Here is a 15,331-nt window from a genome sequence, read left to right as displayed (position 1 = left end):
TGAGGACGGTCCCCGTTCCCCCTCCGCAGGAGGCGACGCATGAGCACAAGCACGAAGACCCCGGCCGGTCACCAGGGCGCCGCCGCCGGCAGCGACGAGAAGCCGATCCACATCCTCTGGATCAACGCCGGGCTGAGCTGTGACGGCGACTCGGTGGCCCTGACCGCCGCCATGCAGCCGAGCATCGAGGAGATCGCCCTCGCCGGGCTGCCCGGACTGCCGAAGATCGCGGTCCACTGGCCGCTGATCGACTTCGAGTGCGGCCCGGTCGGCGGCGCGGATACGTTCATCGACTGGTTCTTCAAGGGGGAGCGGGGCGAGATCGACCCGTTCGTGCTGGTGATCGAGGGCTCGATCCCGAACGAGAAGATCAAACCGGAGGGCTACTGGTGCGGCTTCGGCACCGACCCGGAGACCGGCCAGCCCATCACCACCAGCGAGTGGATCGACCGGCTGGCCCCCAAGGCGCTCGCGGTCGTCGCGATCGGCACCTGTGCCACGTACGGCGGCATCCACGCCATGGCCGGCAACCCGACCGGCGCGATGGGCGTGCCGGACTACCTCGGATGGGACTGGAAGTCGCACGCCGGCATCCCCATCGTGTGCGTGCCCGGCTGCCCCATCCAGCCGGACAACTTCGCGGAGACCCTGACGTATCTGCTCTACCAGGCCGCGGGTTCGGCGCCGATGATCCCGCTGGACGACCGACTCCGCCCGACCTGGCTGTTCGGCGCGACGGTGCACGAGGGGTGCGACCGCGCGGGCTACTACGAGCAGGGCCAGTTCGCCGAAACCTACGACTCGCCCAAGTGCCTGGTCCGGATGGGCTGCTGGGGGCCGGTCGTGAAGTGCAACGTCCCCAAGCGCGGCTGGATGAACGGCATCGGCGGCTGTCCGAACGTCGGCGGCATCTGCATCGCCTGCACGATGCCGGGATTCCCGGACAAGTTCATGCCGTTCATGGACGAACCGCCCGGAGGCAAGGTCTCCAGCACCGCCAGCCGCGTGTACGGCTCCGTGATCCGCAAGCTGCGGGACATCACCGGCGAGACCGTGGACCGCGAGCCGAAGTGGCGGCACCCGGGCGACCGGATCACCACCGGATACCAGCCGCCGTGGTGACCGGGGCCGACCGCCCCGACACCCCAGCACCCCGAACCCCCCCCACACCCCGACCCCCCGCACCCCCTCATCAATCTCACTGTTCGTGAAAGCGCACCACCGACGAAGGGCACCGTACACACCATGGCACCGGCGAAGACGACAGGGGACGGCAGCGGCCTGGTGGAGATGGCCTGGGACCCCATCACCCGGATCGTGGGCAGTCTCGGCATCCACACCAAGATCGATTTCAAGCAGAAGCGTGTGGCCGAGTGCTACAGCACGTCGTCCGTCTTCCGGGGCTACAGCGTCTTCATGCGCGGCAAGGACCCGCGCGACGCGCACTTCATCACCAGCCGCATCTGCGGCATCTGCGGCGACAACCACGCCACGTGCTCCGTGTACGCGCAGAACATGGCGTACGGAGTGAAGCCCCCGCACCTGGGCGAGTGGATCATCAACCTCGGCGAGTCCGCGGAGTACATGTTCGACCACAACATCTTCCAGGAGAACCTGGTCGGGGTCGACTACTGCGAGAAGATGGTCCGCGAGACCAACCCCGGGGTCCTGGAGCTCGCCGAACGCACCCAGGCGCCGCACGCCGCCGAGCACGGCTACCGCACGATCGCCGACATCATGCGCTCCCTCAACCCCCTGGAAGGCGAGTTCTACCGGGAGGCACTCCAGGTCAGCCGCTACACCCGGGAGATGTTCTGTCTGATGGAGGGGCGCCATGTGCACCCCTCCACGCTCTACCCCGGCGGCGTCGGCACCATCGCCTCGGTCCAGCTCTTCACCGACTACCTCACCCGGCTCATGCGGTACGTGGAGTTCATGAAGCGGGTCGTCCCGCTCCACGACGACCTCTTCGACTTCTTCTACGAAGCGCTGCCCGGCTACGAGGAGGTCGGCCGCCGCCGGGTGCTGCTCGGCTGCTGGGGAGCGCTCAACGATCCCGAGCACTGCGACTTCACGTACGCCAACATGACCGACTGGGGCCGGCGGATGTTCGTCACCCCGGGCATCGTCGTCGACGGCAAGCTCGTGACCAACGACCTCACACAGATCAACCTCGGCATCCGCATCCTGCTGGGCAGCTCGTACTACGACGACTGGGAGGGCCAGGAGCAGTTCGTCACCCACGACCCGCTGGGCAACCCCGTCGACCCCCGGCACCCGTGGAACCAGCACACCATCCCCGCCCCGCAGAAGCGGAACTTCGACGACAAGTACAGCTGGGTGATGTCCCCCCGGTGGTTCGACGGCAAGGACCACCTCGCGCTCGACACCGGCGGCGGCCCCATCGCCCGGCTCTGGTCGACCGCCCTGTCCGGGCTGGTCGACATCGGCTACGTCAAGGCCACCGGACACAGCGTCGTCATCAACCTGCCCCGGACACTGACCAAGCCGGAGACCAGCTTCGAGTGGAAGATCCCGAAGTGGAGCAACGCCCTGGAGCGCAACCGCGCCCGCACCTACTTCCAGGCGTACGCGGCGGCCGTCGCCCTGCACTGCGCGGAGAAGGGTCTGGCGGAGGTACGCGCCGGACGCACCCAGACCTGGGAGAAGTTCGAGGTGCCCGACGAGTCCATCGGCGTCGGCTTCACCGAGGCCGTCCGGGGCGTCCTCTCCCACCACATGGTGATCCGGGACGGCAAGATCGCCAACTACCACCCCTATCCGCCCACGCCGTGGAACGCCTCCACCCGGGACACCTTCGGCACCCCCGGCCCCTACGAGGACGCGGTGCAGAACACCCCCATCTTCGAGGAGAACACCCCGGAGAACTTCAAGGGCATCGACATCATGCGGGCCGTGCGCAGCTTCGATCCGTGCCTGCCGTGCGGGGTGCACATGTACACCGGGACCGGCCGCACCGTGAAGGCGATGCACGTGCCCACCGGACTGAGCGGGCTGGGCGGATGAGCGCCGCCCGGACCGCCGAAGCGGCGGGGCGGCAAGTCGAGGAGGTCCTCGACCGGCTGGCCGGGACGGCGGACCGCGACACGGTCGCGGCGGCCGAGGACGTCGTACGGGTCCTGATGGAGTTCTACGGCAGCGGGCTCGCCCGGATCGTCGAACTCCTCGGACGCCCCGGCTCCGGCTCCGGACCCGGCCCTCACCCGGCTTCCGGCCCCGGCTCCGCTGCCCGCTCCGGCCCCGGCTCGGGCGCCGAGCCGCTGGGCGCGCTGCTCGCGGACGAACTCGTCGCGAGCCTGCTCAACCTGCACGGACTGCACCCCGAGGACCTGCCCACCCGGATCGACCGGGCCCTCGCCGCCCTGCCGCAACCCGCCCGCAACGCCGGGTTCGACGCGGCGAGCGGGGTACTGCGGCTGGCCGTCGAGGCCTCCTCCGGCTGCGGCTGCTCCGGTACCCAGGACACCACCCGGCAGGCGGCGCTGGACGCGCTCGCCTGCTTCGCCCCCGAGGTGACGGGCGTCGAACTGGAACCGGCCGTACGAGCACCGGCACTGCTCCAGATCGGCACCCGTCCGCCGCGCGCCGCCGCCCTCGGCTCCGCACCCGGCGACGCCTCGTGACCGCGCCTCGGACCGGGCCTTGGATCGGAACCCGAACCACCGGAACCCGAACCACCGGAACCCGAACCACCGGAACCCGAACCACCGGAACCCCGACGGGCCCGGGAGCCCGCACCGCGCCCACCGGACTGCGCCGCTTCGTCACCCCGCGCCCGCCCCGCGAGGAGGAGTGCGGACTGTGCGGGGTACGCCTCGCCGACGGCCCGCACCGTCATCTGGCCGACACCGACCGGCGCAGCCTGGTCTGCGCCTGCGGCCCGTGCGCCCAGCTCATGGACCGCCCGGACACCACGTCGGGGGGCCGCTTCCGGGCCGTCCCCGACCGCTGCCTCACCGACCCGGACCACCGGGTCGACGACACTGTGTGGGAGGCCCTGCGGATCCCGGTCTCGGTGGCCTTCCTCTTCCACAACTCCGCTCTCGGCAGGCCGGTGGTGCTCTACCCGAGCCCCGCCGGCGCCACCGAGAGCGAACCGGAGGAGCACACCTGGCAGTCCGTCGTGGACGCCACCCCGCTCGCCGGCGACCTCCGGCCCGACGTGGAGGCGCTACTGCTGCGCCGTCACGAGGGACGCACCGAGTGCTTCCTGGTGCCGATCGACCTCTGCTACGAATTGGTGGGACGCATGCGGCTGCACTGGCGCGGCTTCGACGGCGGAGCCGAGGCCCGGTCCGACCTCGACGCCCTCTTCGCCGGTGTGCGCGAACGGGCCCGTGCGAGCGAACAGGCCGGCGTACGCGAACAGAGCCACGTAAGCGAACAGGCCCGTGCGAGCGAACAGGCCCGCGCGACACCGGGGAGCCGGCCGTGACCGAGTTCTCCTTCGCCTGCGCCGGCGTCCGCGCCGACCCCTACGCGGCCGGACCGACCCTCGTCTTCCGGCTGCGCGTCACCGCGACCCCCGGCACCCGGGTGCACGCCCTCGCGCTGCGCTGCCAGATCCGACTCGAACCCGCCCGGCGGGGATACGACGACGAGGAGGCCGCGGCCCTCGGCGACCTGTTCGGCGACCGCTCCCGGTGGGACAGCAGCCTCCAGCCGGTGCAGTTCGCCCAGGTCTCCATGATGGTCCCCGGCTTCACCGGCGAGATCGAGACCGACCTCGCCGTGCCCTGCACCTACGACACCGACATCGCCCAGGCCCGCTACTTCCGGGCGCTGTCCGGCGGCGAGGTCCCCCTGCTCCTGCTGTTCTCCGGAACCGCCTTCACCGGCGCCGGGGGCTTCCACGTCGAACCCGTGCCCTGGGACAAGGAGGTCGCCCACCGGATGCCCGTCGGAGTCTGGCGCGAGGCGATCGACCGGCACTTCCCAGGCTGCGACTGGATCCGGCTGCCGCGCGACGCGATGGACTCCCTGCTCGCCTACCGGTCCCGCCGGGCCCTGCCGTCCTGGCAGGCCACCGTCGAAGCCCTGCTCGACGGGGCGGGGGAGAGGACCCGATGACCACCGCCGTCTTCCCGCCCGGCACCGAGGAACGGCTCGCCGTCGCCCGGCAGGCCGCCGACGCCGTCCTCTTCGAGGGATACGTGCTCTACCCGTACCGGGCCTCCGCCGCGAAGAACCGGTTCCGCTGGCAGTTCGGGGTCCTCGTACCGCCGTCCTGGAACCACGCCGGGGACCACTGCCTCCAGCACACCGAATGCCTGATGGAACCGAAGACCGGAGCCGAGCTTGCCGTCGAGGTCCGCTTTCTGCGCGTACGGCGGCGCACCGTGGAGGAACTGCGCGACGACGGCACGTACGCGCCCGTCCCCGAACTGCGCCTGGCCGACCGGACCCTCGCGACCTGGGACGAGGGCACCGAGGAACGGATCACCCTCACCGTCCCCGTCGCCGCGCTCGACGGCGAGGGCACCACCGTGCCCTTCACCCGCCCCGCCGCCGAGGAGACCGAGGAGATCGCCGACACCGACGGGCGCCTCCGAGGCCGGCTGGTACGCCGCCACGAGGAGATCAGCGGGGTCCTGCGGATCTCGGCGGCCGGACTCGACGGCCCCTACCGGGTGAGCCGGCTGTCCGTCACGGTCGAGAACACCAGCCCCTGGCAGGCCCGGCCGGACGACGACCGGCCCGCCGCCCTCGCGCGCTCCCTGGTCGCCGCGCACACCCTGCTCCGCCTCGACGCCGGGTCCTTCCTGTCCATGACCGACCCGCCCGAGTGGGCCAGGAGTGCCGTGGCCGCCTGCGACAACCGGCACACCTGGCCCGTCCTGGCCGGCGAACCCGGCCGCGCCGACCTCCTGCTGTCCTCGCCGATCATCCTCGACGACCACCCGGCGATCGCCCCCGAGAGCCCCGGAGCCTTCTACGACGCGACCGAGATCGACGAGATGCTCGCCCTGCGCACCACGACCCTCACCGAGGAGGAGAAACGCGAGGCGCGCGGGACCGACGCCCGCGCCGCCGCCGTGATCGACCTGGCCGACACCCTGCCGCAGGAACTGCTCGAACGCCTCCACGGCGCGGTACGCGGCCTGCGGGAGGTCACGGGAGGTCAGCAGCCCCCTGGAGGCCAGGAGTCCCCGGTCGACGCCCTGCTCGCACCGGACACCCCGTGGTGGGACCCGGCGGGCGATCCGACCGTCGACCCGGACCGGGACCACGTCCTCGTCGAGGGCCGCGCCGTCCGTGCGGGCAGCAGGGTGCTCCTGTGTCCGCGACTGCGCCGCAGCGACGCCCAGGACCTGTTCCTGGACGGCCGCAGCGCCCTGGTCGAGGCCGTGCTGCACGATGTCGACGGCGGGACGCACATCGCCGTGACCGTGGAGGACGACCCCGGTGCCGACATCCGGCGCGAACAGGGCCGGTTCCTGTACTTCCAGCCCGACGAGGTCCGGCCGCTGGAGGGCTCGTGCACAACGGAATCGTGAGCGGCGGACTCGTGGACGAGGACCTCGCGGACGGGAGCGTGAACGAGGGACGGGGCGACGGCCTCGTGCCGCGCACCGCCCCGCGCGTCCTCGTGGCGGGCGTCGGCAACATCTTCCTCGGCGACGACGGCTTCGGCGTCGAGACCGTGCGCCACCTCGCCCGGCAGGGCCTCGCACCCCATGTCGAAGTGGCCGACGTGGGAATCCGCGGCGTCCATCTCGCCTACCGGCTCCTCGACGGCTGGGACACCCTCGTCCTCGTCGACGCCACCGCCCGAGGCGGCGAGCCGGGGACCCTCTATCTGATCGACGCCACGGAGCCGGACGAACGGCCCGCCGCCGGGGACGCCGGCCCGTACACCGCCGTCCCCGCCGTGCCGCTGGACGGCCACCGGATGGCACCCGACGCCGTCCTCGCCCTCCTCGGCACCCTCTGCGCGGGGACGGGCGCCACCCCGCCCCGCCGGATCCTCGTCGTCGGCTGCGAACCCGCCTGCCTCGACGAGGGCGCGGAACTCAGCCCGCGAGTCGCCGCCGCCGTACCCGAAGCGGTCCGCATGGTGACCGAACTGGTCGCCCGGGAGGCCGCCGTATGAGCCCGACACGAAAGAGCCCGTCATGAAGAAGACCGTCGTCACCGTCACCTTCCTGCTCGCCGTGCTGGCCGTCGTGAAGGGGATCCTTCCGGACGTCCAGCGCTATGTGCGCATCAGAAACATGTGACCGGGGTGCGGGGTGCCGGCCGCGGGACCGGGGCGGAGACCCGGGGAGCGGCGGATCCCGTACGGCGGATCCCGTACGGGTCCGCGCGTCGTCCCGCTTGCACCGAACGGGCGGCACCCCCGCGCTCTCCCGGCGAGCCGGGCGGCACCCCGCCCCCTCCCGGCCTCTAATGGCGGGCCACAGGCACCCCAGCTTCGGAAAGGACGGAGCGCGATGCACGAGATGTCCGTCGCGCTGGCCGTCGTCGACCAGGTCGAGACGGCCGCGCGGGCCCGCGCGGCCCACGGCGTGGAGAGCATCCGCCTGGAGGTCGGCGAGCTGGCCGGCATCGTCGCCGACGCGCTTCACTTCTGCTTCGGACTCGCCTGCGCCGGAACTCTCGTCGAGGGCGCCGAACTGATCACGCACCAGGTCCCGGGCACCGCGCGCTGCTCACCCTGCGCGCGGGACTGGGAGACCGGCATGCCACCGAGGCTGCTGTGCCCCGGCTGCGGGACCGCCGCCGTCGAACTCGTCTCCGGGCGCGAACTGCGGATCCGCGAGGTCCGCTGGACCGATCCGACTCGCGCCGTGGCTCCGGCCCCGGCCCCGGAGCCGGTCCCCGCCGTGGATCCGGCCCTGGTCCCGCCCCCGGCCACCGCACCCCCCAGCGAACCCCTCACCGAGGAGAGCCGATCATGTGCCGAGTAGTCGACCTCCAGCGGGCGGTCCTCGCGAGGAACGAAGCCGCGGCGGGTGTCCTGCGCGCCGAACTGACCGCCCGGGGAACGACGGTGGTCAACCTGCTCTCCAGCCCCGGCAGCGGGAAGACGGCCCTGCTGGAACGGGTGCTGCGGCTCTCCGCCGAACGCGGGGTCGCCACCGCCGCGCTCACCGCGGACCTGGCCACCGAGAACGACGCCGAACGGCTCGCCAGGGCGGGCGTCCCCGTCAAGCAGGTGCACACCGACGGGCTGTGCCATCTGGAGGCCGACATGGTGGCCCGGCATCTGCACGACTGGCTTCCCGAGGACACTCGGCTGCTGTTCGTGGAGAACGTCGGCAACCTCGTCTGTCCGGCCGGCTACGACCTCGGCGAGTCCCTCCGGGTCGTCCTCGCCTCGGTCACCGAGGGCGAGGACAAGCCCCTGAAGTACCCCACGGCCTTCGGCCTCGCCCAGCTGGTGGCCGTCACCAAGACCGACCTGGCCGTGGCCGCCGAGTTCGACGAGACGGCGTTTCGCCGCAACGTCGAGCGGGTCAACCCGGGCGTCGAGATCCTCCTCACCTCCGCGCGCGACGGCTCCGGCGCCGGCACCCTGCTCGACCGGGCCCTCGCGGCGGCCGAGGGCGCCGCCCTCCACGTTCCCGTGATGGCCCAGGCCGGCGCGTGACGGCGGGACGACCGGGCACCGCGACCCCGGCTCCCGCCCCCCTCTCCACCTCGGACCCGGACCTGGACCCGGAGCCGCTCTCACCTCCGACGACCGCCCGGCGCGACCGTGTCGTCGTGCGCGGAGTCGTCCAGGGGGTGGGCTTCCGCCCCTTCGTCCACGCCCTCGCCACCGCTCTCCGGCTGACCGGACACGTCACCAACACCCCCGACGGCGTCGTGGCGGAGGTCGAGGGAGCCCCCGCCGACGTGACGGCCTTCCGCGCCCGCGTCGCCGCCGAGGCACCGCGCCTGGCCCGGGTGGAATCCGTCGAGGCGACCGGTGTTCCCGCGTGCGGCGGCAGCGGATTCGCCATCGTCCCCTCGCGGCGGGGCGGCGACGTCCGGACCCTCGTCCCGCCGGACACCGCCACCTGCGACGACTGCCTCGCGGAACTGGCCGACCCGGCCGACCGGAGGCATCTGCACCCCTTCGTCACCTGCACTCACTGCGGACCCCGGTTCACCATCGTCAACGGCCTGCCCTACGACCGCGCCCACACGACCATGGCCGGCTTCCCGCTGTGCGCCGACTGCGCGCGGGAGTACGAGGATCCGGCGGACCGGCGGTTCCACGCGCAGCCCGTGGCCTGCCCGAAGTGCGGCCCCCGGCTGCGACTGGTCGTGGGTACGGACCCACGGGCCGGCGCGCCGACCGTGCCGGAGGCCGGTCCGGAGGCTGGCCCGGAGTCCGATCCGGTGACCGCCGCGCGGCGGCTGCTCGCGGCCGGCGCCATCCTCGCGCTCAAGGGCCTCGGCGGATACCACCTGGCCTGCGACGCCACGAACGCGACGGCGGTGGCCGAATTGCGCCGGCGCAAGGCACGCGGTGACAAACCGTTCGCGATGATGGCGGCGGACCTCGCGGACATCGAACACCTGGCCGACCTCGGCCCCGCCGACCGCGCCCTCCTCACCGGACCCGTCCGGCCCGTGGTCCTGCTGCGCCGCCGCGCCACCCCGGCCGGCCCGGGCGTTGGACCGGCACCCGAAGTGGCCCCCGGAAGCCCGGACTTCGGCTTCATGCTCCCGTACACCCCGGTACACCACCTGCTGTTCGGCCTCGGCGCCGCCGACCGGCGAGGGCCCCGGCTCCTTGTCATGACCAGCGGCAACCTCTCCGGCGAGCCCATCGTCACCGACGACACGGACGCGCTGACCAGGCTCGTCGGCCTGGCGGACGCCTGGCTGCTGCACGACCGCCCCATCCAGGTGCCCTGCGACGACTCCGTCGTACGGGTCTGCGACGGCGAACCGCTCGTCCTGCGCCGCTCCCGTGGCTACGCCCCCCTGCCGGTCGCCCTGCCGGTCGAGGTGGCCCCCGCGCTCGCCGTCGGCGGGGACCTGAAGAACACCTTCTGCCTCGGGCAGGGCCGCAAGGCCTGGCTGTCCGCGCACATCGGGGACATGGACTCCCTGGCCACGCAGGCGGCCCTCGCCCCGGCCGTACGGCAGTTGGAGGACGTCACCGGGGTCAGGCCGCGCCTGCTCGCGGCGGACCGTCACCCCGGATACCGCTCCACCCGCTGGGCCGCCCGGCACGCGGCGGGCCGCCCGGTCGTCCACGTCCAGCACCACCACGCGCACATCGCCGCCGCCATGGCCGAGAACGGCCTCGACGGCCGCGTCCCCGTCCTCGGAGTCGCCTTCGACGGCACCGGCCACGGCCTCGACGGCGCCGTGTGGGGAGGCGAGTTCCTCCTCGCGGACTACGCGGGCTTCTCCCGCTTCGCACACCTGGACTACGTCCCACTTCCCGGCGGGGACGCGGCCGTCCGGCGGCCGTACCGCATGGCCCTCGCGCACCTGCACGCCGCCGGGCTGCCGGCCGATCCGGCGCTGCCCTGCGTGGCCGCCTGCCGGCCCGATGAACTGCGTGTTCTCACAAAGCAGTTGGAGAGCGGGCTGAATTGTGTGCCGACCTCCAGCATGGGACGGCTCTTCGACGCCGTCGCCTCCCTCGCGGGGATCCGCCACCTCGCCGGGTACGAGGCGCAGGCGGCCGTCGAGCTGGAGGCCGCCGCGCTCCGCGCGCCCGAAACGGAGCCCGACGAGCGGTACGCCTTCCGGCTGGCCGTGTCACCGTCCGGCGGCCCGCTGCGCGCCGAACCCGGGCCCCTGATCGCCGCGATCGCCGACGACGTACGCGACGGCACCCCGAAGCCCGTCGTCGCGGCCCGCTTCCACCACGCCGTGGCGCGCCTGGTGCACCGGATCTGTGGGGCGGCACGCGGCGAACTGGGTGTCGGGACCGTCGCGCTGACCGGGGGAGTGTTCGCCAACACGGTGTTCTCCTCGGCCTGCGCCCGCGCCCTCGGCGAGGACGGCTTCACAGTCCTCCGCCACCGCCTCGTCCCGCCGAACGACGGAGGGCTGGCGCTCGGCCAGCTGGTCGTGGGCGCGGGGGGGGGGGGGGCCCCCCCCCCCCGCCCCCGCCCCCGGGGGCGGCGCGGGCGGGGCCCGCCCCCCCCCCCCCCCCCCCCCCCCCCCCCCCCCCGGCACGTGACCGCGGCGGCGACGCGGTCGTGGGGAGACCTCGACCGGAGTCGCTGCTGAGGCGACGACCACGGCGGCGCGGCAAGGCGGCAACACAGCAACGACAGTGAGGAGACGAACGTGTGTTTGGCGGTCCCTGGAAGGGTCCTGAACGTCGAGGACCGGGACGGCACCCGGATGGCCACCGTCGACTTCGGCGGCGTGGTCAAGGAGGTCTGCCTGGAGTATCTGCCCGATCTGAGGGTCGGCGAGTACGCGATCGTCCATGTCGGGTTCGCCCTGCAGCGTCTGGACGAGGAGTCGGCCAGGAGGACGCTGGAGCTGTTCGAGACCCTCGGCATGCTCCAGGAGGAGTTCGGCGACCCGTGGGAGGCGGCCGCCGGTTCGGCGCGCGAGGGCGTCGCAGGGGAGGTGCACCCGTGAAGTACATCGACGAGTTCCAGGACCCCGAGCTGGCCCGGCGGCTGCTCGACGAGATCCACGCGACGGTGACCCGGCCCTGGGCGCTGATGGAGGTCTGCGGAGGGCAGACGCACAGCATCATCCGGCACGGAATCGACCAACTCCTTCCAAAGCAGGTGGAGTTGATTCATGGTCCCGGCTGTCCGGTGTGCGTGACGCCGCTGGAGGTCATCGACAAGGCCCTGGAGATCGCCTCCCGCCCGGGCGTGATCTTCTGCTCCTTCGGGGACATGCTGCGGGTCCCCGGCACCGGCCGGGACCTCTTCCAGGTGCGCGGCCGGGGTGGCGACGTCCGGGTGGTCTACTCGCCCCTCGACGCGCTGCGGATCGCCGAGCGGAACCCGGACCGCGAGGTGGTGTTCTTCGGCATCGGCTTCGAAACCACCGCTCCGCCGAACGCCATGACGGTCCATCAGGCACGCAAGCTGGACATCCGCAACTTCAGCCTGCTGGTCTCCCATGTCCGGGTGCCGCCCGCGATCGAGGCGATCATGCGCTCCCCTGACTGCCGCGTCCAGGGCTTCCTCGCCGCCGGCCATGTCTGCAGCGTGATGGGCACCGCGGAATACCCGGCACTCGCCGAGCGGTACCGGGTGCCGATCGTGGTCACGGGATTCGAACCCCTGGACATCCTCGAAGGTGTCCGGCGGGCCGTACTCCAACTGGAACGAGGCGAACACACAGTCGACAACGCCTACCCCCGCGCCGTACGGGACGAGGGGAACCCGGCCGCCCAGGCCATGCTCGACGACGTCTTCGAGGTCACCGACCGGGCATGGCGCGGCATCGGCGTCATCCCGGACAGCGGCTGGCGGCTCTCGGAGCGGTACCGCGACTACGACGCCGAGATCCGCTTCTCCGTCGAGGGGATCGACACCCGCGAACCTGCCGAGTGCCGCAGCGGAGAGGTGCTGCAGGGCCTTCTCAAGCCCCATGAGTGCGAGGCCTTCGGCACCCTGTGCACCCCCCGCTCCCCGCTGGGCGCCACGATGGTCTCCAACGAGGGCGCCTGCGCCGCCTATTACCTCTACCGCAGGCTCGACCTCGGCTCCCCGGGCCGGCCGGGTCCCGCCCCGAGCGTTCCGACACCGCCCTTGGAAGGAAGTTCCGTTGTCTGACACGACCATGGGCCGCACCGGCCCCACCGTCTCGGACCAGGCGCCGGACCTGATCAACTGGACCTGCCCGGCGCCGACACCGGACCGCACCCGGATCGTGATGGGCCACGGCGGCGGCGGAGCCCTGTCCGCCGAGCTGGTCGAGCAGATCTTCGCCCCCGCCTTCGGCGGACCGGCGCTCTCCGTCACCACGGACGCCGCCGCGCTCGAACTCGGCGGCGCCCGGCTGGCTTTCTCCACCGACTCCTACGTCGTACGCCCGCTCTTCTTCCCCGGCGGCAGCATCGGCGACCTGGCCGTCAACGGCACCGTGAACGACCTCGCCATGAGCGGGGCCGCAGCCGCCTACCTGTCCTGTGGATTCATCCTGGAGGAAGGGGTCGAGACCGATGTCGTCGCCCGGGTGGCGAACGCCCTCGGCGCGGCGGCGCGAACAGCCGGCGTCCAGGTCGCCACCGGCGACACCAAGGTCGTGGAGGCCGGCCACGGCGACGGGATCTACCTCAACACCTCGGGGATCGGCCTCATCCCGGAGGGGGTGGACCTGCGTCCCCAGCGGGTGGTGCCCGGCGACGTGGTCATCGTCAGCGGTCCCGTCGGCGTCCACGGCGTGGCGATCATGAGCGTACGCGAAGGGCTGGAGTTCGGGGTCGAGATCGAGAGCGACTGCGCGGCGCTGGGCGGCCTCGTGGAGACGATGCTCGCGGTGACCCCGGACCTGCATGTGCTGCGCGACCCCACACGCGGCGGACTGGCCGCGTCGCTCAACGAGATCGCGCTCGCCTCCGGCACCGGCGTGGTCCTCCAGGAACGGGCCGTCCCCGTCCCCGAACCCGTGGCCAACGCTTGTGCGATCCTCGGCCTCGACCCGATGTACGTGGCGAACGAGGGCAAACTGGTGGCCTTCGTCCCGAGAGAGCGGGCCGACGCCGTACTGGCCGCCATGCGCGCGCACCCGCTCGGCACGGGCGCGACGGTGATCGGCGAGGCCGTGGCCGAACACCCGGGCATGGTCGTCGCCCGTACCGGCCTCGGCGGCACCCGGGTGGTCGACATGCCGCTCGGCGAGCAACTGCCCCGGATCTGCTGAACACCACGTGCCCCCGCACGGCCCCGGAACGAGCGGACGGGCCGTGCGGGGGCACTCCCCGTACGCCGAATTCCGTACGCGCACGACGCGGCCACGGCAGGGGGGTTGCCGGGCGTGCGGCCCAGGACGGGCGCCGGTCACCACCGCATACGGACGTCCTCGGCCCAGCCGAGCAGCCGGTCCACGACGATCTCACGGCCCTCGTCGTCGCGGACGAGACCGGAGTAGTGCCCGAAGCACTGGTCGGTGCGGTTGGCGAGCAGTACGGCCTCGGTCCGGGTGCTCCGGCGGTGGAAGGGGGTGAAGACGAGATCCACCGAGGGCCGGTCGCCCGGCGAGAGGAGGGTCCACGGGGTCATGAGGTCACCGGGCGTCCGGCGCCACTCCAGCTCCTCCCCGATCTTGGTGAGCCGGCCGTCCACGCAGAGCGCGTTCTCGGTCGCCCCGGTGCCCCTGGTCCAGGTCCCGCCGAACTGAAGCCCCACCGTGTGACCGCCGGTGCGGCCCGACGCGGCTCCCCAGTTCCAGTCGACCGAGCGGGGCCAGCGGCCCCGGCCGTGGTCGAGCACGGCCCAGGCATCCGCGCCGAACTCCAGGACCCTGTCCCCGATCCGGACGGTTCCGGAGGCGGGCCGGGCCGTGTGCTTCGACGTGTACTGGAAGCGGCGTTCGTCCCACGGCACGACGACGGACAGCGTCTCGTGCCCGGCGGGCAGCGCGACGAAGAGATCGACCTCCATGGTCTCCTTCGGCGCGGACGGCGTCAGACAGCGGGCCCGCAGCCGGGTGCCGCCGTCCACCGCGGATATTCCGATCCGCACCCGCCCGCCGGTGGGACGCTTTGGCCCCACCACCGCGGCGGGGGAGCCGGCCGCTCCCGCGATCGTCTCCGGGAGTCGCCCGCCCCGCCGGCCGGGCGCGAGGGCGGTGCGCTCGAACTCCCGCCGGCCTCCGGGCCCGTACCCCGTCCCGTACTCCAGCACGTACACCGTGTCGAGGGTCAGGAAGTCGAGATCGCTCACGGTCAGCGCGACGAGGTGCGTCGGTGTGGTCACACACCAGTACTCCCAGCGCTTGGTGCGCCCCCAGCCCCGCAGATTCGCCCGGTGCAGCGGCTGCCGGGACCAGCCGACGGCCGACGGGTTCAGCCGCCCGTCCGGCCGGCACAGATCGACGGGGACGGTGATCTCGCGCTCATGGGTGGCCATGCGCGGAGCTTAGGACCTGAGACAGGCCCGGGCCGTCCCGTAGGCGACCTTGTTCAGGTCCGCTCGGTGGCCGCGGCGGCGCGCAGGAGCCTCCTGTCGGGTTTGCCGCGGCCGAGCGGCGCTCGCCAGCGGTCGGTCCGACTGCTTCTCCGCGGACGCGAGAAGATCCTCTCCCCGGCTTTCCGCGGCCTGATGACACCCGCCCCGCGGGAACACGTCTCAGCGCGGGAATCGGTGCGTACGCGCACCGGTGACGGGGAAAGGCGGCCGTGCCGGGTATCGCGGACCAGGCGAACCCCCGGCAG

General features: G+C 72.6%; 15 protein-coding genes. 14 read left to right on the top strand and 1 reads right to left on the bottom strand.

Translation table 11 applies throughout. From position 1 onward, the window contains the following. Positions 1 to 39: 39 nt before the first annotated feature. From ACGFRB_RS24855 to hypE, 14 genes are all read left to right on the top strand, one after another. The gene (locus tag ACGFRB_RS24855; RefSeq protein WP_363011298.1) at positions 40 to 1,122 is read left to right on the top strand and encodes a hydrogenase expression protein HypE; all 1,083 of its coding nucleotides are present in this window, start codon (positions 40 to 42) and stop codon (positions 1,120 to 1,122) included. 123 nt (positions 1,123 to 1,245) lie between these two features. Next, positions 1,246 to 3,027 (top strand): nickel-dependent hydrogenase large subunit, encoded by a 1,782-nt coding sequence (locus ACGFRB_RS24850; RefSeq protein WP_393246044.1) that lies wholly within the window; start codon positions 1,246 to 1,248, stop codon positions 3,025 to 3,027. Next, a complete protein-coding gene (locus tag ACGFRB_RS24845) occupies positions 3,024 to 3,644 on the top strand; it encodes a hypothetical protein (protein ID WP_393246043.1) in 621 nt (206 codons plus the stop codon). Before ACGFRB_RS24850 ends, ACGFRB_RS24845 begins: the two co-directional genes overlap by 4 nt. A gap of 128 nt (positions 3,645 to 3,772) precedes the next feature. Continuing rightward, positions 3,773 to 4,456, top strand: a complete 684-nt coding sequence (locus ACGFRB_RS24840; protein ID WP_393246293.1) for a DUF5947 family protein — start codon at positions 3,773 to 3,775, stop codon at positions 4,454 to 4,456. Further along, complete coding sequence (locus ACGFRB_RS24835; protein WP_363011292.1) at positions 4,453 to 5,091, top strand: DUF6084 family protein; 639 nt, start codon at positions 4,453 to 4,455, stop codon at positions 5,089 to 5,091. Before ACGFRB_RS24840 ends, ACGFRB_RS24835 begins: the two co-directional genes overlap by 4 nt. Then, on the top strand, positions 5,088 to 6,518 hold the full coding sequence (locus tag ACGFRB_RS24830) for a hypothetical protein (protein ID WP_393246041.1): 1,431 nt from the start codon (positions 5,088 to 5,090) through the stop codon (positions 6,516 to 6,518). Before ACGFRB_RS24835 ends, ACGFRB_RS24830 begins: the two co-directional genes overlap by 4 nt. 65 nt (positions 6,519 to 6,583) lie before the next feature. Continuing rightward, positions 6,584 to 7,114 (top strand): hydrogenase maturation protease, encoded by a 531-nt coding sequence (locus ACGFRB_RS24825; protein ID WP_393246291.1) that lies wholly within the window; start codon positions 6,584 to 6,586, stop codon positions 7,112 to 7,114. Positions 7,115 to 7,136: 22 nt separating this feature from the next. Next, a complete protein-coding gene (locus ACGFRB_RS24820; protein ID WP_393246039.1) occupies positions 7,137 to 7,241 on the top strand; it encodes a DUF6893 family small protein in 105 nt (34 codons plus the stop codon). A gap of 213 nt (positions 7,242 to 7,454) precedes the next feature. Beyond that, complete coding sequence (locus tag ACGFRB_RS24815; protein WP_393246037.1) at positions 7,455 to 7,931, top strand: hydrogenase maturation nickel metallochaperone HypA; 477 nt, start codon at positions 7,455 to 7,457, stop codon at positions 7,929 to 7,931. Beyond that, on the top strand, positions 7,919 to 8,614 hold the full coding sequence (gene hypB / locus ACGFRB_RS24810) for a hydrogenase nickel incorporation protein HypB (RefSeq protein ID WP_363011286.1): 696 nt from the start codon (positions 7,919 to 7,921) through the stop codon (positions 8,612 to 8,614). Before ACGFRB_RS24815 ends, hypB begins: the two co-directional genes overlap by 13 nt. Positions 8,615 to 8,676: 62 nt before the next feature. Further along, positions 8,677 to 11,208: a carbamoyltransferase HypF gene (gene hypF, locus ACGFRB_RS24805; RefSeq protein ID WP_393246289.1), complete on the top strand. Its 2,532-nt coding sequence runs from the start codon at positions 8,677 to 8,679 to the stop codon at positions 11,206 to 11,208. A gap of 60 nt (positions 11,209 to 11,268) precedes the next feature. Then, positions 11,269 to 11,571, top strand: coding sequence for a HypC/HybG/HupF family hydrogenase formation chaperone (locus ACGFRB_RS24800; RefSeq protein WP_393246035.1), 303 nt, complete (start codon positions 11,269 to 11,271; stop codon positions 11,569 to 11,571). Then, on the top strand, positions 11,568 to 12,728 hold the full coding sequence (hypD, locus tag ACGFRB_RS24795) for a hydrogenase formation protein HypD (protein WP_393246033.1): 1,161 nt from the start codon (positions 11,568 to 11,570) through the stop codon (positions 12,726 to 12,728). The genes ACGFRB_RS24800 and hypD overlap by 4 nt, the downstream gene beginning before the upstream one ends. Before the next feature lie 7 nt (positions 12,729 to 12,735). Further along, on the top strand, positions 12,736 to 13,818 hold the full coding sequence (hypE, locus tag ACGFRB_RS24790; protein ID WP_393246287.1) for a hydrogenase expression/formation protein HypE: 1,083 nt from the start codon (positions 12,736 to 12,738) through the stop codon (positions 13,816 to 13,818). Positions 13,819 to 13,955: 137 nt separating this feature from the next. Here the strand turns inward: hypE and ACGFRB_RS24785 are convergent, their stop codons facing one another. Further along, positions 13,956 to 15,026 carry a DUF2804 domain-containing protein gene (locus tag ACGFRB_RS24785; RefSeq protein ID WP_393246031.1) on the bottom strand — a complete coding sequence of 357 codons (1,071 nt, stop codon included), beginning with the start codon at positions 15,024 to 15,026 and terminating at the stop codon, positions 13,956 to 13,958. Positions 15,027 to 15,331: the final 305 nt, after the last annotated feature.

This window comes from Streptomyces sp. NPDC048718, from assembly GCF_043198875.1.
In the GTDB taxonomy this organism is placed as follows: Bacteria; Actinomycetota; Actinomycetes; order Streptomycetales; family Streptomycetaceae; genus Streptomyces.
This window is presented reverse-complemented; position numbering and strand designations above follow the sequence as displayed.

What these genes read in the sequence shown, in the direction of transcription:
- ACGFRB_RS24845 (WP_393246043.1), top strand. Translation starts at nt 3,024, where the DNA reads ATGAGCGCCGCCCGGACCGCCGAAGCGGCGGGGCGGCAAGTCGAGGAG.
- ACGFRB_RS24830 (WP_393246041.1), top strand. Translation starts at nt 5,088, where the DNA reads ATGACCACCGCCGTCTTCCCGCCCGGCACCGAGGAACGGCTCGCCGTC.
- ACGFRB_RS24850 (WP_393246044.1), top strand. Translation starts at nt 1,246, where the DNA reads ATGGCACCGGCGAAGACGACAGGGGACGGCAGCGGCCTGGTGGAGATG.
- hypE (WP_393246287.1), top strand. Translation starts at nt 12,736, where the DNA reads ATGGGCCGCACCGGCCCCACCGTCTCGGACCAGGCGCCGGACCTGATC.
- ACGFRB_RS24820 (WP_393246039.1), top strand. Translation starts at nt 7,137, where the DNA reads ATGAAGAAGACCGTCGTCACCGTCACCTTCCTGCTCGCCGTGCTGGCC.
- hypB (WP_363011286.1), top strand. Translation starts at nt 7,919, where the DNA reads ATGTGCCGAGTAGTCGACCTCCAGCGGGCGGTCCTCGCGAGGAACGAA.
- ACGFRB_RS24785 (WP_393246031.1), bottom strand. Translation starts at nt 15,026, where the DNA reads ATGGCCACCCATGAGCGCGAGATCACCGTCCCCGTCGATCTGTGCCGG.
- ACGFRB_RS24815 (WP_393246037.1), top strand. Translation starts at nt 7,455, where the DNA reads ATGCACGAGATGTCCGTCGCGCTGGCCGTCGTCGACCAGGTCGAGACG.
- ACGFRB_RS24855 (WP_363011298.1), top strand. Translation starts at nt 40, where the DNA reads ATGAGCACAAGCACGAAGACCCCGGCCGGTCACCAGGGCGCCGCCGCC.